Source organism: Frateuria sp. sgz306004, assembly GCF_057750885.1.
Genome location: NZ_JBYLFE010000003.1, coordinates 415,349 through 436,288, shown reverse-complemented (window position 1 = coordinate 436,288; position 20,940 = coordinate 415,349). Strand labels below are relative to the sequence as shown.

At 64.0% G+C, this 20,940-nt stretch carries 18 protein-coding genes; 1 reads left to right on the top strand and 17 read right to left on the bottom strand.

Features of this window, described 5'->3' with window-relative positions; all coding sequences use genetic code 11:
- Window positions 1-5: 5 nt before the first annotated feature.
- From AC3G2C_RS08180 to AC3G2C_RS08135, 10 genes are all read right to left on the bottom strand, one after another.
- Window positions 6-1,235, bottom strand: a complete 1,230-nt coding sequence (locus AC3G2C_RS08180) for an ABC transporter permease (protein ID WP_488384130.1) — start codon at window positions 1,233-1,235, stop codon at window positions 6-8.
- Window positions 1,236-1,250: 15 nt separating this feature from the next.
- Complete coding sequence (locus AC3G2C_RS08175; RefSeq protein ID WP_488384281.1) at window positions 1,251-2,564, bottom strand: ABC transporter permease; 1,314 nt, start codon at window positions 2,562-2,564, stop codon at window positions 1,251-1,253.
- 77 nt (window positions 2,565-2,641) lie between these two features.
- On the bottom strand, window positions 2,642-3,874 hold the full coding sequence (locus tag AC3G2C_RS08170) for an ABC transporter permease (protein WP_488384129.1): 1,233 nt from the start codon (window positions 3,872-3,874) through the stop codon (window positions 2,642-2,644).
- A 10-nt stretch (window positions 3,875-3,884) separates the two neighbouring features.
- Window positions 3,885-5,198, bottom strand: coding sequence for an ABC transporter permease (locus AC3G2C_RS08165; protein ID WP_488384128.1), 1,314 nt, complete (start codon window positions 5,196-5,198; stop codon window positions 3,885-3,887).
- A gap of 61 nt (window positions 5,199-5,259) precedes the next feature.
- The gene (locus AC3G2C_RS08160; RefSeq protein WP_488384127.1) at window positions 5,260-5,982 is read right to left on the bottom strand and encodes an ABC transporter ATP-binding protein; all 723 of its coding nucleotides are present in this window, start codon (window positions 5,980-5,982) and stop codon (window positions 5,260-5,262) included.
- A 21-nt stretch (window positions 5,983-6,003) separates the two neighbouring features.
- Complete coding sequence (locus tag AC3G2C_RS08155) at window positions 6,004-7,275, bottom strand: efflux RND transporter periplasmic adaptor subunit (protein WP_488384126.1); 1,272 nt, start codon at window positions 7,273-7,275, stop codon at window positions 6,004-6,006.
- A gap of 193 nt (window positions 7,276-7,468) precedes the next feature.
- On the bottom strand, window positions 7,469-8,047 hold the full coding sequence (locus AC3G2C_RS08150; protein WP_488384125.1) for a hypothetical protein: 579 nt from the start codon (window positions 8,045-8,047) through the stop codon (window positions 7,469-7,471).
- A gap of 175 nt (window positions 8,048-8,222) precedes the next feature.
- Window positions 8,223-8,441, bottom strand: a complete 219-nt coding sequence (gene hemP, locus AC3G2C_RS08145) for a hemin uptake protein HemP (protein WP_488384124.1) — start codon at window positions 8,439-8,441, stop codon at window positions 8,223-8,225.
- A gap of 70 nt (window positions 8,442-8,511) precedes the next feature.
- Complete coding sequence (gene bla, locus AC3G2C_RS08140; RefSeq protein ID WP_488384123.1) at window positions 8,512-9,402, bottom strand: subclass B3 metallo-beta-lactamase; 891 nt, start codon at window positions 9,400-9,402, stop codon at window positions 8,512-8,514.
- Window positions 9,403-9,539: 137 nt separating this feature from the next.
- On the bottom strand, window positions 9,540-10,508 hold the full coding sequence (locus tag AC3G2C_RS08135) for a potassium channel beta subunit family protein (protein WP_488384122.1): 969 nt from the start codon (window positions 10,506-10,508) through the stop codon (window positions 9,540-9,542).
- A 151-nt stretch (window positions 10,509-10,659) separates the two neighbouring features.
- Between AC3G2C_RS08135 and ahr the strand changes: the two genes are divergently transcribed.
- The gene (gene ahr / locus AC3G2C_RS08130; protein ID WP_488384121.1) at window positions 10,660-11,676 is read left to right on the top strand and encodes an NADPH-dependent aldehyde reductase Ahr; all 1,017 of its coding nucleotides are present in this window, start codon (window positions 10,660-10,662) and stop codon (window positions 11,674-11,676) included.
- A gap of 165 nt (window positions 11,677-11,841) precedes the next feature.
- On the opposite strand, the gene AC3G2C_RS08125 is transcribed toward ahr, so the two are convergent.
- The 7 genes from AC3G2C_RS08125 to ribH all read right to left on the bottom strand — a co-directional run bounded on the left by AC3G2C_RS08125 (window position 11,842) and on the right by ribH (window position 20,908).
- Window positions 11,842-15,771, bottom strand: coding sequence for an ESPR-type extended signal peptide-containing protein (locus tag AC3G2C_RS08125; protein ID WP_488384120.1), 3,930 nt, complete (start codon window positions 15,769-15,771; stop codon window positions 11,842-11,844).
- Between the two features lie 1,189 nt (window positions 15,772-16,960).
- Window positions 16,961-17,527: a hypothetical protein gene (locus tag AC3G2C_RS08120; RefSeq protein ID WP_488384119.1), complete on the bottom strand. Its 567-nt coding sequence runs from the start codon at window positions 17,525-17,527 to the stop codon at window positions 16,961-16,963.
- A 369-nt stretch (window positions 17,528-17,896) separates the two neighbouring features.
- On the bottom strand, window positions 17,897-18,391 hold the full coding sequence (locus AC3G2C_RS08115) for a phosphatidylglycerophosphatase A family protein (RefSeq protein ID WP_488384118.1): 495 nt from the start codon (window positions 18,389-18,391) through the stop codon (window positions 17,897-17,899).
- Window positions 18,388-19,368, bottom strand: a complete 981-nt coding sequence (gene thiL, locus AC3G2C_RS08110) for a thiamine-phosphate kinase (RefSeq protein ID WP_488384117.1) — start codon at window positions 19,366-19,368, stop codon at window positions 18,388-18,390. Before thiL ends, AC3G2C_RS08115 begins: the two co-directional genes overlap by 4 nt.
- A gap of 93 nt (window positions 19,369-19,461) precedes the next feature.
- Window positions 19,462-20,001, bottom strand: coding sequence for a GNAT family N-acetyltransferase (locus AC3G2C_RS08105; RefSeq protein ID WP_488384116.1), 540 nt, complete (start codon window positions 19,999-20,001; stop codon window positions 19,462-19,464).
- The gene (gene nusB, locus AC3G2C_RS08100; RefSeq protein ID WP_488384115.1) at window positions 20,001-20,447 is read right to left on the bottom strand and encodes a transcription antitermination factor NusB; all 447 of its coding nucleotides are present in this window, start codon (window positions 20,445-20,447) and stop codon (window positions 20,001-20,003) included. The genes AC3G2C_RS08105 and nusB overlap by 1 nt, the downstream gene beginning before the upstream one ends.
- The gene (gene ribH, locus AC3G2C_RS08095; protein ID WP_488384114.1) at window positions 20,447-20,908 is read right to left on the bottom strand and encodes a 6,7-dimethyl-8-ribityllumazine synthase; all 462 of its coding nucleotides are present in this window, start codon (window positions 20,906-20,908) and stop codon (window positions 20,447-20,449) included. Before ribH ends, nusB begins: the two co-directional genes overlap by 1 nt.
- Window positions 20,909-20,940 lie beyond the last annotated feature (32 nt).

Below are 20,940 nucleotides of genomic sequence, written 5' to 3'. Positions count from 1 at the left end.
CAAGCTCACACCGAGCGCGTCGCTTCCACGGGCGGCACACGCGATGCACGAAGCGCCGGTGCAAGCACCGCGCCTTGGCCGAGCAACAACAAGATCACCACGCCGCCCAGCAGGTAGAGCAATGACAGGCGATGCATTTCGAACCGCGTCACCATCCACAGGTTGATCGCCACCGCCAGCACCGTGCCAAGCAACACGCCGCCGCTGCTGATGAGCAGGTTCTCGGTAAGGAAGTACTGCAGGATGTCTCCGCGCGTGGCACCCAGGGCGCGACGCACGCCGATCTGTTTGCGCCGTTGGCCGACCCAGAAACTGGTGAGGCCAACGATGCCCGCAGCCGTAATGGCCAGCAGCGCCACGCAGATCACCCCCATCAGGATGGCCATGCCTCGGTCGCGCTCGTAGGCGTGTGACCGCACCTCGGCGAAGCTCATCACACCCTCCGCATCGTCGATGATGCGGCGCGGGTTATGCGCCACCAGCGCTTTGGGCGCGGCGCGCATGACGGTATCTAGCTGGCCGGGCTGGGTGCGTACGATATAGAACGCGCCCAGGGAGATCGCCAGGCGGCGCGGCACGATCACCGAGCGATAGGCGAAGCCAGAGGCCCAGCGATCCACACTCTGCGCCTGCAACAAGTCCACCACGCCCACCACAGTGGCCGGGCCGCCGATCAGGTAGATCGTCTTGCCGACCGCGCCCTCGCCGGGGAACAGCTTTTCAGCCAGCGTGCGGGTAATCATCACCACGGGCGGACCCAGGCGATCGCGCATGTTCATGGCGGTGATTTCCTCGGCGCGGAAATTGCGCCCCGCCACCAGCTTGAGGCCTAGCGTGTCCAGGAAGTGCTCATCGCCGAAGTAGATCGTCGCACCGGAGCTGTCTTGCAACTGGTCGGGCTTGAGCTTCACGGCGTCATCCCAGCCACCGCCGCGCAAGGGATAGGAGTTGCTCGGCGTTACATCCCGTACGCCCGGCAGCTCGCGAAGTACCTGCAGGTCTTCGCGTATGCGTGCATCGGCCTGCTCTGCATTCGGGTTGCCCACCCACTCGTTCTGGATCACGAAGATGTTGGGCTCATCCAGGCCCGAAGGCTCGGACAGGTGAGCCAGCCGCTGCTGAATGATGAACAAGGCATTGCACACGATGGCCAACGTGAGCGCGATCTGCATCGCGATCAACACGGTGCCGGCCTTGTGACGGCGTAGCGCGGCAAGAATCGGCTTGATCTGCACGGTTCGCACCTCGCCTTAGTTGGATTTCAACTGCCAGGCCGGCTGCACTTGCGCCGCCCGCCAGGTGGGATAGAAAGCCGCCAGCACCGCCGATAGCACGGCCAGCAACAACGTCAACGCCACCAGCGACACATCCAGGTGCGCCAGCTTGGCAATCTGCGGTTCGAACACCAGCCCCACGCCGAGCATGCCGAAGCCCGTCAACACCAGACCGAGCACACCGCCCGCTAAACCGACCATCGCCGCTTCGGCAAGGAACTGGTGATAGATGTCCGCCCGAGACGCGCCGAGGGCGCGACGCACGCCGATCTCCGGCGCGCGGCGCATGAACTTGGCCAGCAACAGGCCGACGGTATTGACCAGGCAGATCACCAGAAAGCCCAAGGCCAGCGACAGCGAAATGCGGCTCTCCGGCGGCACGGCGTGCTCGTGGTCGAGCCATTCGTGCACATTGCGCAGGCGGTTGTTGGGCGCCCAGTTGAAACGGCCAGCCTGTCGTTGCTCCTGCGCGTAGCCATTCAGGTACTGCCGATAGGCCTGCACTTGCTCGGGTGTGTCCAGTTGTACCCAGGCGCTGATCCACACGCACTCGCCGTGCAGCCAGCTATCCCAGTTCTCACCGCGTTTGCCGTCACTGCCGCAGTTGTTGTTGCCGTAGGTGTCGATCTTCTGCTCGATGGCGTGATTGAACGGAATATAGATCTGCGACGGCGTGGCATAGGCGTTGCCGCTGAACATGTCGAAGAAGCGCGGCTTGGGGTCCCAGTTTTCGGTAACGCCGACAATGCGGTACTGCCGATCATCCAAGGTGATGCTGCGCCCCACGCTATTTTCGCCGCCGAACATTTTCTGGTTGAGCGCGCGGCTGATCACGGCCACTGGCTCGCGTGCATCGTCCTGATCCTCGCTCCAGCCACCGCCGTACTGGAATGGCACGTCGAACATGGTGAAGAAGTCGCTGAAGGTGGCGTAGCCCAGACCTTTGAACGGCATCTTGTGGGCGTCCTGCGGCATCACCGACAAGCCAACCTGGAACAGCAGCGTCTGGTGGGCTGCTTTCCGCGCGCGCATGAGCGCCATGGCATCGGTGTAGTTGAGCGCATCGGGCGGTTCGCCGTTGCGGTTGTACTGCGGACCACGATTGTCGATCTGCGGTACGAACAACTGCGATGATTTTTGCGGTATCGGATCGCCCGACACCGCACGGAACACCGCAAAAGTGACCATCGAGGCCGCCACACCAAACCCGATCGACATGATCATCAGCGCCGTCAGCAGCGGATTGCGCCGCAGGCTGAATGCGCCAAGTCGCAGGTTGTGGACAAACATGCCGCTCATGAATACCTCGTTTCGCTTGGCGGACTACGCTTCAAACATGCTCTTCGTCGGTTGACGATGGCCGTGCCCTACACCGAACGCGTTGCCTCCACCGGCGGCACGCGCGAGGCGCGCATGGCCGGTGCGAGCGTGGCGCCTTGCCCCAGGAGCAGCAGGGCTACGACACCGGCCAACACGTAAGGCAACGAAAGGCGCGCCATTTCATACTGCGTCACCAGCCACAGGTTCATCGCGATGGCTAGCAAGGCACCGATCACCACGCCGGCCGCACCGATGAGCAGATTCTCCGTAAGGAAGTAGCTCAGGATGTCGTGCTGGGTGGCGCCCAGTGCGCGGCGCACGCCGATCTGCTTGCGGCGCTGACCGACCCAGAAGCTGGTGAGGCCGACGATGCCGGCCGCGGTGATGCCCAGCAGCACCAGGCACACCACGCCCATCAGGATCGCCATGCCGCGATCGCCCTTGTACGCATATTCACGCACCTGGGCGAAGCTGCGCACGCCGCGTTCGTTGGGGATCACGCGCATGCGGTTGGTCTTGATCAATACCGCGGGCGCAGCCTTCAACACGTCGCTCAGCTGACCGGGCTTGGCGCGGATCAGGTAGTTGGTGAACGAACTGGTCAACTGCACCGGCTGGATCAACGCGTTCTCGTAGAACGAATCGGACCATGAACCGTTCCACGGCACTTGCAGGCGTTCCACGATGCCGATGATGGTGCTGGGCTTCTTGGAGTCACCGATATAGACCTGTTTGCCCAGCGCGTGGCCATCGGGATACATCTTGTCGGCCAGCGCCTTGCTCACGATGATCGCCGCAGGATCGGGCACCGCCTGCGGATCGGCTTCGATGATCTCGTCCGCGCGGAAGTTTCGCCCTTCGATGAGGTGAAGGCTCATGGTGGGCAACGTGTGTTCGTCGCCGAAATACTGCGTGGTGTGCGCCTTGGATTCCCTCGCATCCACGTCGGTGCGCACGCCCGTCGACCAGCCGCCGCCGCGCAGCGGATAGGAGTTGAGGGATACGGCGTCCTGCACTCCGGGAATCTGACGCAAGGCCTGTAGATCTGCCTTGATGAGCGGCGCCGCCTTGTTCTCGTCGAGGCCGACGAAACGCGTCTGGATCGCCATCAGGTCGGTTTCCACCATGCCGGTCGGCCGCTGGATGCGCTCCAGGCGTTGACTGATGATGAAAAGCGCGTTGCACACGATCGCCAGGGTCAGCGCGATCTGCATGGCAATCAGGATGGTGCCTGCCTTGTGTCGCTTGAGGGCGGCGAGGATGGGCTTGATCTGCATCATGGTCGTCCCCTCAGTTGGACTTGAGCTGCCACGCCGGCTGCACCTGCGCAGCACGCCACGTGGGATAGAAGGCCGCCAGCACCGTCGCCAGGATGGCCAGCAGCATGGTCAGCAGCACCAGCGACACGTCGAGCGTGGCGAGCTTGGCGATGTCCGGCTCGAACACCAGCGACACGCCCATGACGCCCAGACCCGTGAGCAGCAGGCCCACCACACCACCGGCCAGACCAATGGCCGCCGCTTCGATCAGGAACTGAATGTAGATTTCCTTGCGCGTGGCACCCAGCGCGCGGCGCACACCGATCTCCGAGGAGCGGCGCATGAACTTGGCCAGCAACAGACCCACGGTGTTCACCAGGCAGATCAACAGGAAGCCCAGCGAAACCATCAGCGAGACCTTTGCCTCCTGCGGCACGACCTTCTGATAATCCAGCCATTCCACTACGTTGCGCAGCCGGGTATTGGGCGCCCAACGGAAGCGGCCTGCGCGCTGCTGCTCGGCCGAGTAGCCATTGAGGTACTGGCGATAGGCATCGGCTTCGGCCTTGGTCGGCAATTCGGCCCAGAAGCCCAGCCACACGCATTCGGAGCGAATCCACGCATCCCAACCGTTGCCTGCATCGTGGTTGCAGTTGTTGTTGCCGTTGGTCGGCGTCTTCAACTCCACGGCACGCGTGAAGGGGATGAACACTTCGATGGGATCGTCGAATCCGTTGGTGTTGGTGACGTCGTAGAACACCGGCTCGGGATTCCACTTGTCGGCCACGCCGACGATGCGGTAGTCGCGACCGTTGAGGTTGATGTTCTTGCCTACGCTGTTGCCGCCATTGAACAGCTTTTCGTTGAGCGCCTTGCCGATCACCGCCACGGCGGCGTGCGAATCGTCTTCGCCCGCTGTCCACCCGTGCCCATAGAGGAACGGAATGTCGAACATCTCGAACGCATCGGCGTACCAGCCGTAGCTGGTTTCGCGGAACGGCAACATGGCCGGGTCGGCGGGCACGATGGACATGGCCGTCGGATACAACGCGGTCTGGCGCGTTGCCCGTTTGTCGCGCATCAGGTTGATGGCGTCGGTGTAAGTCATCGCGTTGGGCGGCTCACCCTTGTTGTCCTTGGACGATTCCGGCCCCCAGTTGTCGATCTGCGGCACGTAGAGCTGCGAGGACTTTTGTGGGATGGGGTTGTTGGACGTCGCGCGGAACACCGAATAGGTCGTCATCGAAGCGGCGACACCGCAACCGATCGCCAGCACCATCAGGGCGGTCAGTAACGGGTTCTTGCGGAGACTGCGCAGACCAAGCTGGAAGTAGTAGGCAAACATGGGCGTCCGCTCATGAAGGTCGGGCCGGCGGCCCCGATGGGCCGCCGGTAAGGTCAGCCACTCAGGCCGGCGAGTTGGCGCGTGCGGCCTGGACGCTGTGGTGGAAGCGCGGGTCTTCCGCCAGATCCACCACCTGGCCGTCGATGATGTGCACGTTGCGCTGGGCGCGTGCGGCCAGTTCCGGGTCATGCGTGACCATGACGATGGTGGCGCCCTCGCGATGGATCTCCTCCAGCAGCTCCATCACGCCGCGGGCCATCTGGGTGTCCAGGTTGCCGGTGGGTTCGTCCGCCAGCAGCAGGCGCGGGGTACCGGCCAGCGCGCGGGCAATGGCCACGCGCTGCTGCTGGCCGCCGGAGAGTTCGGCCGGATAGTGCTTGGCGCGCGAGGCCAGACCGACGCGTTCGAGCGAGTGCATGATGCGCTCCTTGCGCTCGGCGGCCTTCATGCCGCGATAGCGCAGGGGCACTTCCACGTTGTCGAACACGTTGAGGTCGGGGATCAGGTTGAACGCCTGGAAGATGAAGCCAATCTTCTCGTTGCGGATGCGCGAGCGCTCGTTGTCGTTGAGGTTGCTGACCTCCACCCCATCGAGGTGGTACTGGCCACCCGTGAAGGTTTCCAGCAGGCCGGCGATGGTGAGGAAGGTGGTCTTGCCCGAGCCGGAGGGGCCGGTGACGGCGACGAACTCGCCTTCGTTGACGTTGATGTTGAAGTCGCGCAGCGCATAGGTCTCCACCACTTCGGTGCGGTAGACCTTGGACAGATGGGTCATCTTGAGCATGGTTGTGTCCTTCAGTGGTGGTTAGTTGCTGATGGCGACGCGCTGCGCGCCCTTGAAGCTGTCGGTACCGGAGATCACGATGTTGTCGCCTTCCTTCAGGCCGTCGAGGATCTCCACCTTGTCGATGCTGCTGGCACCCACGCGGATGGTGTGCTTCTCCGCGACGCCGTCGTGCACGATGTAGGCATAGCTGCCGCCGGATTCGTCGACAAAGGAGCCGCGCTGCACCGTGAGTACGTTGTCGCGCTTGTCGAGCAGGATGCGCACGGACAGGCGCTGGTTCTGGCGCAGCTGCTTGGGCGTTTCGCCTTCGAAGCGCAGGCGGGCGGCCACTTCGCCGTTGACGACTTCCGGCGAGATCGCGCTGACCAGGCCCTTCCAGGTGGCGCCGTTGCCGCTGATTTCGCCGGACATGCCGATGCCAAGGTCGCGGGCGAAGCTTTCCGGCACCTTCATTTCCACTTCCAGCGCGGAGAGGTCGATCACGCTGAGCAGTTGGGCGTCCTTGGCGACAGTGGCGCGCTCGGCAATGAAGAGCTGACCGACCTGGCCATCCACCGGCGACTTCACGTTGAGGTCGTCGACCTGGCGCTCCAGGTCTTTCACCAGCAGCAGCTGGCGATCGTGGGCGAGCTTCTTGGACTGGATGTCGAAGTTCAGGCTGTCGTTGTCCGTGCCCAGATCGGCCTTGGCGTGCACCAAGGTGTTCTTGGCCTTGTCCAGCGCGTCCTTGGCCTTGTCTACGTTCATGCTCGGCACGGCGCCCTGGGTGAAGGCCTTCTGGTAACGGGTGAGATCGCGCTCGGCACTTTGCGTGTCGATCTGCGCGTCGTCGTAGGCCTTCTGCAGTTCGCCGCGCTTCTTGCGCGCGTCGATCTGCGCGCGCAGGTAGTCCACTTGCATGGCGTCGGCGGCGCTCTGTTCCTGCGCAAGCTTGTTGGTGAGTTCGGGGCTGGCGATGACGGCCAGCACCTGGCCCTTCTTCACCGCGTCGCCGGCATGCACCTTGAGGGTGACCGCGCCGCCGTAGGTGGCGTAGAGGGTCGGGCTGACGGCGGCCACGACCTTGCCTTCGGCGGCGATGTCGCGCACGAAAGGACCACGCTGCACGGTGGCGAAGGCGAGTCGCGAGCTGCTCACGGAGGCATCCGCCGAGAACAGGCGGCCAATGCGCGGCCCGAACAGGGCGATCAAGGCCAGCACGGCCACGCCGACACCGATCCACACGGTGCGACGCTTGCGGTTGGGCTTGACCTCGACCAGACGGTCTTGGGCGGAGGTATCTCGAATCATCGACGGGTCCCTGGCCGCGGACAGTGCGGCCCCTGACCCTGTATCAGCAAACCGCGTGCCAACCCTTCGATGAATGTTTATTCGCTATTTTTCATGCAGTTGCGGCGACGCCGTGCCGAGCGTGGGTTGTCCGCGGACACCCGGACGGACAAGCGGACAAGCGTCCGCGGACGAGCCCGCAGGCAGGCCACGCTCAGCTGCCGGCCAACGCCACCGAAGCCGCCCGTGCCACGTCATGGGCAATGCCCCGCCCCAGCCTTGAAACGGCACCGGCGCCGGTGCTGTCCAGCAGATGCAGCGCGCCCAGGCGGCGCACGTGGAAGTAAACCAATTCCGCCTGCGTCACCTGATACCCCAGGCGCTGCGCGCTCAGCGGTGCGGCCGGCAGATGACGGGCGCGCGCCAACAAGGCATCCCAGGCCAGGTAGTCGGTGTCGGGCAAAAGATACAAGCGTGCGCACGGCGCACCGTTGGCATCGCGTGCATCGATCCATTCGCGCGGGCCGTCCGCGCCAATCATGCTCGACACCAGCAGTTCGCGCGTGTGCAGCAAGGGCGCCAGTTCGCGCCGCGCCACCAGCCAGCCCGCCGACGTGGCGCATTCGTCGCCTATCGCGCGCTGCGCCGGCAGGCACAGCACGCTGCCGAGCAATGGCAGGCAGGCGGCCAGTTCGTCGCCGTGCATGGCCACGCTGCAGCGGGTGATGCCGCTTTCGCTTACGGGTGCCGTGGCACGTGCCGCGGCCAGCGCGTGGGCGAGCCAACCGAACATCGTCTGTCTCCTTAAACCCCTGGCACGCCGACGGCGTGAGCGGGGGCTGCGAGTCGACCCGGCTGGCGTTCCACGGGAACCGCGTGGCGATAGGCCTGATGGATGGCGCGGCGATCAAGTCGTCGCCGCGAGAATTGGGCGTCCCTGCCCCATGAAGCTCCATCGGGGGAGCGGGTTATTTGGTGAGGATGAGCTTGTCGTTGCGGGTGAGCCGCAGGCGGTACTCGTTGCCCTGGTGCTGGATCACCAGTTCGCGGCCGCCCTTGAGCAACAGCTCGCTGGTGATGCGGCGGGTTTCGCCGGCGAGATCCGGCAGCTTCTTCAGGCTGAGCAGCCGGAACGGGCGCGCCAACGCGTCCGCGCCGGGGGTAAGAGGCAGAACCGTGGTGGTCATCGGGATGCTCCGCTGTCGTCGGGTGACACTTAGATGATAATAATTCTCATTTAAGTGTCAACCATGCCGATCAAGGCCCCTTGGCAGCACCCCGCGCGGCTTGTTCCTTGGCAAGGCGTGCCTTGAGCTTGGCCTCTCCGGCGGCGGCATATGCTCGGCAAGCGTTACTGTCGATCAGCGGGTTCGGCTTCACGCCGGCGTCGCGCTTGGCGATGCGTTCCAGCAGCTGAGCCTGGTCCGGGTGCGGGCTCATCAGGATGTCGCACGGCAAGGTTGCGATGGTGGCTATGCCGCGCTGGTAATCCGCAACACGCTCCGGATGCGCCGGGTCGCTGAATTGGAAGCCATCGGCGGCGAAGGCTCCCAGGCTGTCGGCATACACCATGTGCACGCATCGACTGGCTTCGCACGATTCCCAGGTCCAGGTGGTGCTGCCGGGCGTATGACCTGGCGTGTAATGCGCGGTGAGCGCCACGTCGCCCTGCTGCAACACACCGCCGTCGGCGATGGTTTGCACGGACGGCACCGGGGTAAATGGGCTCGCTTCGCCGAACTGCGGATCGGCCTTGTCCTTGCCACCCAAGGACAAGGCACGCGCGCCGGCAACACTCGCCACGACCTTGGCGCCGCTGTCGTGAGCCAAGGCGGCGATCGCACCCGCGTGATCGAAGTGCGCGTGCGAGTTGAGGATGAGCCGGATATCGCTCACGCGAAAGCCCAGGTGCTGGATGTTCGCCTCGATTTGCGCCTTGTTTCCTTCCAGCGTGCCGTCGATCAGCACCAGCCCGCTGGAAGTTTTGATCAGGATGGCGCTGAGGCCCGTGGTGCCCACGTAGTAGGTATTGCCATAGACGTGGAAGGGTTTCTGCGGCGCACTCCAATCGGGTGACTCGGCCTGTGCGGCGGAGGCCGCGAATGCGGCCAAGCCGATCAAACATGCGCGACGAACGAAGACCTTCATGCGAACAAACTCCCTGTGTGGTGACCTGAATCCAGGCGACGCGGCAGCATGTGGCCGCCGCGCGCGCGTACGGCGGCAAGCAAAGGGCGAAATGCCGGCAAACGCGGGCAGCACGCGGGCGCTGCCGGCACGACGGGTCAGGCCACCGCCGCCTCGATGCGAGCGAGCACCGTAGTGTCCAGGCGCGGCAGCAAGTCCAACGCTGCGAGATTGTGTTCGAGCTGCTCCAGCTTGCTCGCGCCGAGCATGACCGTGGATACGTGCGGATTGACCAGGCACCACGCGAGCGCCAACTGCGCCTGTGAGACGCCAAGGTCGGCCGCGATCGGCGCCAGTCGCCGCACCTTGTCGATGCGCTCGCCGCCCTGCTCCAGGATGGCTTCGCGCAGCCACTCATAACCTGGCTGCGCAAGGCGCGCATCGCCCGGCACCCCATCGTTGTACTTGCCGGTAAGCAATCCGGACGCCAGCGGCGACCAGATGGTGGTGCCCATGCCGTAGTTGGCGTACAGCGGCGCGTACTCGGTTTCCACGCGCTCGCGATGCAACAGGTTGTACTGCGGCTGCTCCATCACCGGCGCGAACATGTGGTTCTCGCGCGCCACGCGATGCGCCTCGATGATGGCCTCCGCCGGCCACTCGCTGGTGCCCCAGTAGAGCACCTTGCCTTGACGCACCAATGTGTCCATGGCGGCCACCGTTTCCTCGATGGGCGTATCCGGATCGGGGCGATGGCAGAAGTACAAATCGAGGTGCTCCACGCGCAGTCGCTGCAGTGCCTGGTGACAGGCTTCGATCACATGCTTGCGCGACAGGCCGCGCTGGGTCGGCAGCGGGTTATCCACCGCGCCAAAGAACACCTTGCTCGACACGCAATAGCTGTCGCGCGGAAAACGCAGGTCGGCCAGCACGTCGCCCATCAAGGTTTCGGCCACACCGTGGTTGTAGGTTTCGGCGTTGTCGAAAAAGTTGATGCCGTGATCGTGCGCCATGGCGAGCAGGTCGCGCGCCAACGAACGCCCCACTTGCCGCCCAAAGGTAACCCACGCGCCGAACGAGAGCGCGGAAAGCTGCAAGCCGGATTTGCCAAGACGTCGATACTGCATGGGGAGCACTCCGGGGAAAAGGGATGGATCAGCATGCCAAGAGCCGCCCCGCGCGTCCATGCCAACGACAGGCTCGCCCATACACGAAAGGCGCACGGCGACTCGACTATGCTGTGGTTTTTTCCCTTATACCAATCGCTGGAGTCATGTCATGTCGACCATCAAGGGCTGGGCCGTACAACAGGCGGGTCAACCGCTGGTTCACACGGAGTTCGACCTGGGGCCGTTGGGTGCCGAGGAGGTGGAGGTGGCCGTGGACTATTGCGGCATCTGCCACTCCGACCTGTCCATGATCCACAACGAATGGGGCATGTCCCGCTTTCCGTTCGTGCCGGGCCATGAAGTGATTGGGCGCGTCACCGCCCTAGGCCCGCAGGCCAAGGGTTTGAAGGTGGGGCAAAAGGTGGGCATCGGCTGGACAGCGGAAAGCTGCATGCATTGCCGCCAATGCTTGTCCGGTCACCAGAATCTGTGTGCCAGCGCCACGCCGACCATTGGTGGACACCACGGCGGATTCGCCGACAAAGTGCGCGCCCATTGGGCCTGGGCCGTTCCGCTGCCCGAGCGTCTGCACCTGCCCAGTGCCGGACCGCTGCTGTGCGGCGGCATTACCGTATTGGAACCCTTCCTGGTCTACGACATCAGCCCCAGCGCGCGCGTGGGTGTAGTGGGCATTGGTGGGCTGGGCCATATGGCCATCAAGTTCGCCAAGGCCTGGGGCTGCGAGGTAACCGCCTTCACCTCCACCGCTGCCAAGGCGGACGAGGCGCGCAGCTTCGGCGCGCATCATGTCGTGTCCAGCCAAGACGCCGATGCCATTGCTGCGGTTGCGGGCACGTTCGACTTGTTGCTCGTCACAGTGAACGTGCCGCTCAACTGGAACGCCTTTATCGGCACGCTCGCGCCTCGCGGCCGCATGCATGTGGTGGGTGCCGTGCTGGAGCCGATTCCGGTGCCCGCCTTTTCACTGATCGGAGCGCAGCGCGAAGTGTCGGGCTCGCCCACCGGCTCGCCGGTGGATATCGCCACCATGCTCGATTTCGCCGCCCGTCACGATATTCGCCCGCAAGTGGAAATGTTTCCCATGAGCCGAGTCAACGAGGCCTTGAAGCACCTTGCCGACGGCAAGGCACGCTATCGCATCGTGCTGGACGCCCACGCGAACTAAGGAAACGCTGATTTTGATCGTCATCCCGGCGAACCCCAAAAAAGGGGCAGGAGCAGGAATGACGGACAAGAGGTCGATTAATCAGACCTTCCCTAAATCGCATGAAAAAAAGCCGAACCCCGAAGGGTTCGGCTTTGCCGAGAAACGGCAATTGGAGCGTACTGCTTACCAGGCGTAGGCGGCGCCCATGCCGGCACCCTTGTCACCCTGGCTGTTAGCCGTGAGGCCTGCGCGCAGGATCCAGCGACCGTTCTCCGTGATGCCCGTCATGCCAACGGAGATGGCGTTCTGGCCGTTGAACGTACCAACACCTGCCGACACCGTGTTCATGTTCGGCTGGTAGGCCTGCGGCATGTTCGCCATGGCGATGGCCGAAGCCGTGCCAGCCGACGCGCGACGCTGGGTCTTGTTGATGCTGCGCGACAGCGCGTTGAACGCCTGGTCGGTGTAGTTCTGTGCCCAGTCGCTCATCGCGTTGAGCTGGGACACGTTCACCGCATCGGTCGCATTCACGCCGGCCGCCACATTGGTGACGGTGCGCTCGGCACCCGCTGCACCCACCGACACGCTGTTGGCCTGATTGGCCACCGAGCCGGCACCCAGGGCCACCGCGTTGGTGGCTTCCACCGTCACCGTGCTGTTGGCGCCGACGGCGGTGCCGCCATTGGAGAATGCCTCGGCCTTGCCACCCAGTGCGGTGCCGTTGTCGCCACCCGCATGGGAGTCGTTACCGGCGGCCAGACCAAATGTACCCATGGCCTCGGCGTGGTGACCCAGCGCGGAAGCATTATCGCCTGCCGCAACGGAGTTGTAGCCCAAGGCCACACCCGCGGTCTCACCCGCGTTCGCCGCATTGTTGACGGACGGGCCAGCGTTACCTGCCAGGAAGTCCAGCGGCTGCGGGATACCGACTCCGCCTTCTTCCAGGATGGTGACGCGGCTATCGATGTTGGTGATGTGGCCCATCAGCTCGCCGCGCAGGCCCGACAACTGGCCGAAGTTCACGGCGTCGTAGTGGTTCTGGCCGTCCTGCACATTCGTCAGCACCACCGGTGCCGGCGCGCCCACACCACCCAGGGTCACCTGACCACGGTTCATGCCCGGGTCGTACACCACGGCGTCCATCAGGTTGCCATTGTTGTCGATCAGGCCCACTCCCTTGAGCTGCTTCACGTTCACGGCGTCGTTGTCGTCGATGCCGTCGGCCACGTTCTTCAGCGACACCGGCGCACCGCCCTTGCCCAGCGTAATGCTACCGAGGTTCGGCGAGCCATCGGCGTTCTGGTCGTAGGTCACTGCGGCCAGCGCGTTGCCGTTGCTGTCGATCAGGCCGGCATCCTTCAGCTGGCTCACGTTCACGGCGTCGGTGTCTTCCACACCGGCAGTCACGTTCTTCAGCGTGCGGGTGTCACCGTTCACATCGGCAAAGTCCACGGCCACACCATCGGTTGCCGCGCCCACTGTGAGGTTCTGACCCGGAGCGGCCTGCTGCACCAGACCGATCTGGCCCTGATTCAGCTGATTGGTCAGGTTGGAGATGTTGGTGGTGTTGTTCGCCACGCGGCCATCGATCTGCGACAGGGCGACGCCCACGTTGTTGAACGTTTCGGCATTACCGGACTCGTCCTTCAACTCGTACGACGGCGCTGTCACCGTGCCCGTCGACGCATCGAACGTTGCACCGCCACCCAGTGCATCGGCCACGCTCTGACCTGCCGTGGTCAGCTGGCTCACGTTCACTGCATCGTTGTCATCCACGCCGGCGGTCACGTTCTTCAGCGTGCGGGTGCTGCCGCTCTTGTCGGCAAAGTCCACCGCCTCACCGTCGGTATCCTTGCCCACGGTGAGGTTCTCACCGGCTGCCGCCTGCTGCACCAGACCGATCTGGCCCTGATTCAGCTGATTGGTCAGGTTGGAGATGTTGGTGGTGTTGTTCGCCACGCGGCCATCGATCTGCGACAGGGCGTCGCCCACGTTGTTGAACGTTTCGGCGTTACCGGACTCGTCCTTCAACTCGTACGACGGCGCTGTCACCGTGCCCGTCGACGCGTCGAACGACGCACCGCCACCCAGTGCATCGGCCACGCTCTGCCCTGCCGTGGTCAGCTGGCTCACGTTCACGGCGTCATTGGCATCAACGCCAGCCGTCACGTTCGCCAGCGTGCGGGTCTTGCCATTCTGGTCGGCAAAGTCCACCGACACACCGTCGGTCGCTGCGCCTACCGTCAGGTTGCTGCCCGCAGCCGCCTGCTGCACCAGGCCGATCTTGCCCTGGTTCAGATCATTGGTCAGGTTGGTGATGTTGGTGGAGTTGCCCAGCACGCGGCCATCAAGGTCATCCAGCGCGTCACCGACATTGTTATAGATGTGCGAGCCTTGGACGTCGGTCAACACGTAGGTCGGCGCCGTCACCGTGCCAGTCGATGCATCGAACGTTGCATTGCCGCCCAGTGCCTTGGCCACGCTCTGCGCAGCCGTGGTCAGCTGGCTCACGTTCACGGCGTCATTGGCTTGAACGCCAGCCGTAACGTTCGCCAACGTGCGGGTCTTGCCATTCTTGTCGGCAAAGTCCACCGCCACACCGTCGGTCGCTGCGCCTACCGTCAAGTTGCTGCCCGCAGCCGCCTGCTGCACCAGGCCGATCTTGCCCTGCTTCAGATCATTGGTCAGGTTGGTGATGTTGGTGGTGTTACCCAGCACGCGACCATCAAGGTTGTCCAGCGCGTCACCGACATTGTTATAGATAAGCGAACCATTGACGTCGGTCAGCACGTAGGTCGGCTTCGTCACCGTGCCGGTCGACGCATTGAACGTTGCACCGCCGCCCAATGCATCAGCCACGCTCTGCGCCGCAGCATTCAACTGGCTACCATTCACGGCCTCAAGGCTACCCGAGGCGAGCGAACCAGCCGCCACGTTGTCCAGCACCACCGGCGCACCTGCGTTACCCAAGGTGACGCGCTGCTTGGTCGCGTCGTCATAGACCACCGCGGCAAACGAGTTACCGTTGCTGTCGATCAGACCAGCATCCTTCAGCTGGCTGACATTCACGGCATCGTTGGCATTCACGCCGGCCTCCACGTTCGCCAACGTGCGAGCCTTGCCATTCTGGTCGGCAAAGTCCACCGCCGCGCCGTCGGTCGCTGCGCCTACCGTCAGGTTGCTGCCCGCAGCCGCCTGCTGCACCAGGCCAAGCGGAAGATTGGCGATCAGCTCATTGGTTTCGTTCAACTGAGCCATATTTACGGCGTCAGCAGGGTTAACGCCGTTTGCCACATTCTTCAACGCTACCGGGCCACCGCCGCTGTTCAGCGTGACACTGGTCTTGTTTGCATCGTCATAAACCACTGCCGCGAGTGCATTACCGTTGGGGTCGATCAAACCACTCGCCTTCAACTGGCTTACGTTCACAGCGTCAGTATCTTGCGTTCCAATCGCAACATGCACGAGCTGGCGATCAAGTCCGGCCGCTCCGATGGATACGGTCTTAGTACGATCGGCCACCGATCCCTGACCCAGCGCAACGGAGTCCGCCGCTGAAACTCTTGTGCCTTGACCTAACGCGACGCCCCTGGCGGCGGTCACTGAAGCATCCTGACCAATTGCCGTGCTACTACCGCCACGTGCAACAGAATTATTACCAAGGGCAGTTGCGTTAATTGCCAGCGCCTGCGCCCCCGCACCTACAGCGGTAGCGGCAATACTGGGGCCGCAAAGTCCACCGAGACCCGCAGCGGCGCCTGCACCAAGAGCTGTCGAACCCTTGCCAAGCGCGCTCGCATTGTAACCAAGTGCCGACGCATAGTCTGAGTTGACGGCAGCACTCTGTTGGTCGCAGCCCCAATCGGCGTTAGCACCATCACCCACGCCAGTGTCTCCCAGCCCAACTGCATATGCTTTGACGATTGGATCCAAGAAGCCGACATAACCAGCGTTAGCGGAACTCGCAAACATAGTCAGGCCGAAACCCATCGCGCAAGCTACACCCTGCGCCACCTGGCGCGTCTTGCTCTTGCCCTTGCTGGTCGCCAACTCCGAAGCCACGACCCACTTGCTCAGCGCAGCGCTCCAAATGACCCGATATGTCTTGTTCATTACTTGATTCTCCAAAATTTGTATGTGTAGGCGTGGCCGCTAGCGCAAACTGGCCCGCCGCGCGATTCCTCGCGCGCTGTTGGCGAAACTTGCGATTAAGGAAGCTTGACGACTGGGGAGGTCAGGGCGAGCACCAAAAGCGTCGATGCATCGAAAATGACCAAGCCGTACCCAAAGCGCATCACGGGTACTTCACAAGGATAAGAATGGGATCGGGGGCGGCGCAGAGGGCGCAACCCTTAACGTGCGAGCGAATATCACTGATGATGAACACACCAATGTCTTCACTGCCGTAGGTCAACATCCACTAGATCAAAGCAGCAGACTACTAATCGCAAGGTCGCAAACTTACAAAATTGCAGCAACATGTGCGCTGCTTCTCAATTGCCTTGCACTCGACATCAGACATGCGCGACAGCACGTCACGCCACAATCGACGCTAAATGATCGGCCTGTAACCTGCATAAGATGTAGGTGTTGCGCTCTTACAGCTGAGGGCGAAAAACCAGCCACCGAAACGCGCGCCCGTAGCTGGCCTAGCCAAGGTGATCGTTTCGCCATGCGCCAGCGCCGGCGAAAGGCGGCCATGGATCACACCCGCGAGTGATCGAAGAAGCGCGAGCGGCCATCGATGTCAGTCAGCGCCTAGCGACGCTCATCGTTTCTTTGCGCCACCGTCAGAAAATGCGCGCTCGACCATCGATGCTGGCGAGTTGCCAATCCCTGAACGCCGCGGCTTCCGTTAGTGCGTGGCGATACCGAGTCAGAGAATGCGGGAAGGTCACGTCAAGCATTCGGAGTTTCGACCCTATCGGTACCGACATGGGAAATGTCATTTGCCAGGTCATGCGCATCTGAGCGGATCCGACCGCCAGGCTGTCAAGGGCAGAATCCCAATGCAGACCTGGTGCCTCCGATTGAATGCGCTGGATTTCCTTCCGCACGCTCCACCCGGCTCACACAGCAACTCCAATTCGTCAGTAAGCTCCGACGGTGCGCGCGCGCCGGCACGTGGAAGCATCCACTCCCTTTTTGACGACGAGCAGACCCCCGCGCCACTCGCTCCATATCGGCAGATACGGGGAACGTCAGAACTGGATATTGGCCTGCCGACTTGGCCGACCGGCCACGCCCGCGCTCGGCGGACGGGAAGATCCGTCCGCACAGCACCATGACGGCCCCCGCCACCTCAAGGAATCACATGAACGTCCATACGCGCGTCGATGCCATCGTCCGCGTCGGGGTTGAGCAACGCGTTGTGGAGCTTTTCGCTGGTGCCCCAGGACTTGAGGGTTGCGAGCAGCGCTTCGTCCTGGTTGTCCTTACGGACATAGAAGTCCAGATGCCTTGCTTCATCGCAGATGTCGTTGCAATGGAAGCTCGAGAACGCCAGCGCTTCGATCTGGCCGTACTCGTTGAGAATGATGGCGGCGCCGTTGCCGCGACAGTCGCGAGACGGACAACCCACGAACAGGAAGCGCTTGTCCGGCAGGTTGACCACGCCATCGGACGATCCGCCAAGACTGGTCATGGCCTGCTCGGTCAGTGAGCGGTTGGATTTGAAGTAGCTGGCCTTGCCGTCGATGGTGAAGTGCCCCAACGCTTGCACGAACCCGTTGGAGCGCACCAGTTCATTGGCGTTGGCGCAGGTGGATGGATCGATCAGCCGGCACGCTCCCGGCGCCGCCGCGGCGATGGACCACGGCAGGCAGAGCAGGCAAGCCATCAGACACGCAATGCGAAGAAGTCCGCGCATAAGCACCCCCTGAAAGACAACAGCGTCATCCCCTATGGGCCGGCCGTCGTCTCGCGTACACGGTCAGTGGCCGCGATCGAACCGGGCCTGGTCGCGCGTGGCGCGACGACGACTTCCTGCGCAGGACGTTATGCGGGACGGGCGGGCGAGTGCCTCAGGCCACCCCGTACACCCCCTGACAGGATCCGGCCGTGGCTGACGATGCCACCAACGATCTGTCCTGGATATAGGAATTGTGCGCAGTGCCCGAGTTCGGACGGCCAGGCTGTGGCAGACCGAACCGGCTATTGGAATCCCGGCCCGTGACGGCCGCATGACGGGACGCCCTTCAACGGACGTCCAAATGCGCCCCGCGCCGGTGAAGCGCCATCACCAGCGAAGCAGCAGCCCCAGCACCACGGCGGCGAACACGCCCGCCACGACGTCATCCACCATCACGCCCATACCACCCTTGAGGTGGCGATCCAGCCAGCGAATGGGCCAGGGCTTCCAGACATCGAAGAGGCGAAACAGGGCGAATCCGGCGGCCACCGCCCACCAGGGGGCGAACAGGGCCGGGATCAGGGCGATCCACAAGCCGACGAACTCGTCCCACACGATGCTGCGGTGATCGTCCACGCCCACCGCGCGGCCGGCGACACCGCAGGCCCACACACCCACGGCAAAGGCCACCGCGAGCGCGAACACGTAAAGCTGAAGGGGCAGCGTGCGCAGGGCAAACCACGGAACAACGGCGGCCAGCGAGCCAAACGTGCCTTGGGCCACCGGCGCCAGACCCGAGCCGAAACCGCAGGCCAGCCAGCCAGCCGGTGTGGCGAGCAATTGGCGGCGCTGTTCGATGGAAAGTGTTTTCTTGTCGGTCATGGTGCGAAATGGTCCCAGCCTTGGCGGCCGGTTTCCAGCCATTCGCCCTGCGCGTTGCGTACGCGCACGCCACTGCCTTCGACCATGCGACCGATGCGCGTGGCGCCGCAGCCCAGGCGAGCCAGGTCGCTTTGCACTTGAGCCACCAAGGCAGGCGGCACGGTGAAGCACAGTTCGTAGTCATCGCCACCGGCGAGGGCGAACTCCATGGCCGCGATGTCGTCGAAGCTGCCTAGCAGCATGGGCGACAGCGGCAGCAAGGGCACGTCGATTTCCGCTGCCAGACCGCTGGCGTGGGCGATGTGGCCCAGGTCTGCCAGCAGGCCATCGGAGATGTCGATGCAGGCGGAAGCGCGCTCGCGCAGAGCCAGACCGGCCGCTAGGCGTGGCGTGGGGCGGTGCAGGCGTTCCATCAGGTAGGCGGCTCGCCCCGACTCTTCATCCACGCGGGTGCCGCGCTGCCAGAGCGCGAGGCCGGCCGCCGCGTCGCCCAAGGTGCCGGTGACCAGCACCACGTCGCCAGCGCGCGCGCCGGCGCGGGTGAGTGCCTTGCCCATCGGCACGAAGCCGTGGACTGCCACGCTGACCGTAAGCGCGCCACGCGTGGTGTCACCCCCGACCAGCGCCAATCGATGTGGTTGAGCAAGTTGGGCGAACCCATCGGCAAAGCCGTCAATGAAGGCCTGCACGTGTTCGCGGGACTGCTTGGGCAGCGTAAGCGCCAGCAGCGCCCAAGCCGGGCTGGCGCCCATGGCGGCCAGGTCGGAGAGATTCACCGCCAGCGACTTCCAGCCGATGTCGGCCGGGTCGGTGCCCTGCGGAAAGTGCACGCCTTCCACCAGGGTGTCGATGGCGATGGCGATCTCCTGCCCCGCCGGCGGCATCACCAGAGCGGCGTCGTCGCCGATGCCCAGGTGCACGTCTTCACGGCCTTGCGCGGTGCGCTCGCGAATGCGGTCGATCAGTTGGAATTCCACGGCGTGCGTCCTCTCGCAGCTGTTCTCGATTGCCCTGCTGTCAGCACGGCTCGCCTTGGGTGACCGGAGGGCGCGCCGGACGACGCCACAGGCTCAACGGCGAAACACCAGCGTGGGGCTGCCGTGATAGGTGGTTTCCTGCCAGCGCTCGAAGCCGGCCTTTTCGGCCACGCGGATGGACGGCAGGTTTTCGGGGGAAATGATGCACACCGCCGGCAGCTCGGGGTGTTGCTCGGCGGCCCACGCCATCGCGGCAGCGACGGCCTCGGAGGCGTATCCCCTGCCGTGGGCTGCGGGAGACAACACCCAGCCGAACTCCAGCATCCCCTCCAGCGAGGGTTGCAGGTCGCGCTTGAGATCGGCAAAGCCGATATCGCCGATGTAGCGGCCGGAGGCTTTCTCCTCCACCGCCCAGAAACCGTAGCCGACCAGCGCCCACATCCCGGCGTATTGCAGCAGGCGCCGCCACACTTCTTCGGCGGTAAACGCGCGACCGCCGATGTAGCGCGTGACGTCCGGATCGGACCAGATCGCCACGCAGCCCGCGTAGTCGTCGGCGCGATGTGCGCGCAGCCTCAGGCGGGCGGTTTCCAGCACCGGTACCGCCGTGAGCTGCGCCACGCCGCCGTCCATCAGCCGCGCTTCTCGGTGCTGCGCAGGGTACTGGCCAGCTTGTCGAGCACGCCGTTGACGTAGCTATGGCCATGGTCGGCGCCAAAGCGCTTGGTGACCTCGATGGCCTCGTTGATGATCACGCGGTAAGGCACGTCCGGGCGGTACTTCAGCTCGTAGGCAGCAATGCGCAGCGCCGCACGCTCGATCGGGTCGATCTGGCCCACGTCGCGGTCCACGTACGGCTTGAGGCTGTCGTCGATGGCTTCGACGTGGCGCTCCACGCCGCGCAGCAGATCTTCGAAGTACTCCTGGTCGGCCACTTCCATGTCTTGCTCGTGGCGGAACTGCTCGATGACGGCATGCATGTGACTGCCGCTGAGCTGCCACGCATACAGTGCCTGCAACGCGCGGCGGCGGGCGCGCGAACGCGCGGCCAGGTCGATGCCTTCGGGACGCTGGTTCATCAGAGCTTTCCGTACAGGTTGACCATTTCCAGCGCGGCCAGCGCCGCGTCGGCGCCCTTGTTGCCGGCCTTGGTGCCGGAGCGCTCGATGGCCTGCTCGATGGTATCGGTGGTGAGCACGCCAAAGGCCACCGGCACGCCGGAGGCATTCGCCGCCTGCGCCAGACCCTTGGCGCATTCGCCGGCCACGTAGTCGAAGTGCGGGGTGGAGCCGCGGATCACCGCGCCCAGGGCGATCACCGCCACGTACTTGCCGGAGTTGGCCAGCTTGTGCGCGGCCAGGGCGATTTCCCAGGCGCCGGGCACGCGCACCAGCTCGATGGCGTCGTCTTTCACGCCGTGGCGCACCAGGGTGTCGCGGGCGCCGGCCACCAGGGGCTCGACGACGAAACCGTTGAAACGGCCGGCGACGATGGCAAAACGGCCTTTGGGCGTGGAGAAATCGCCTTCGATGATCTTCATGGGTATGCGTTTCCTGAGGGGCTGCCGCCCCG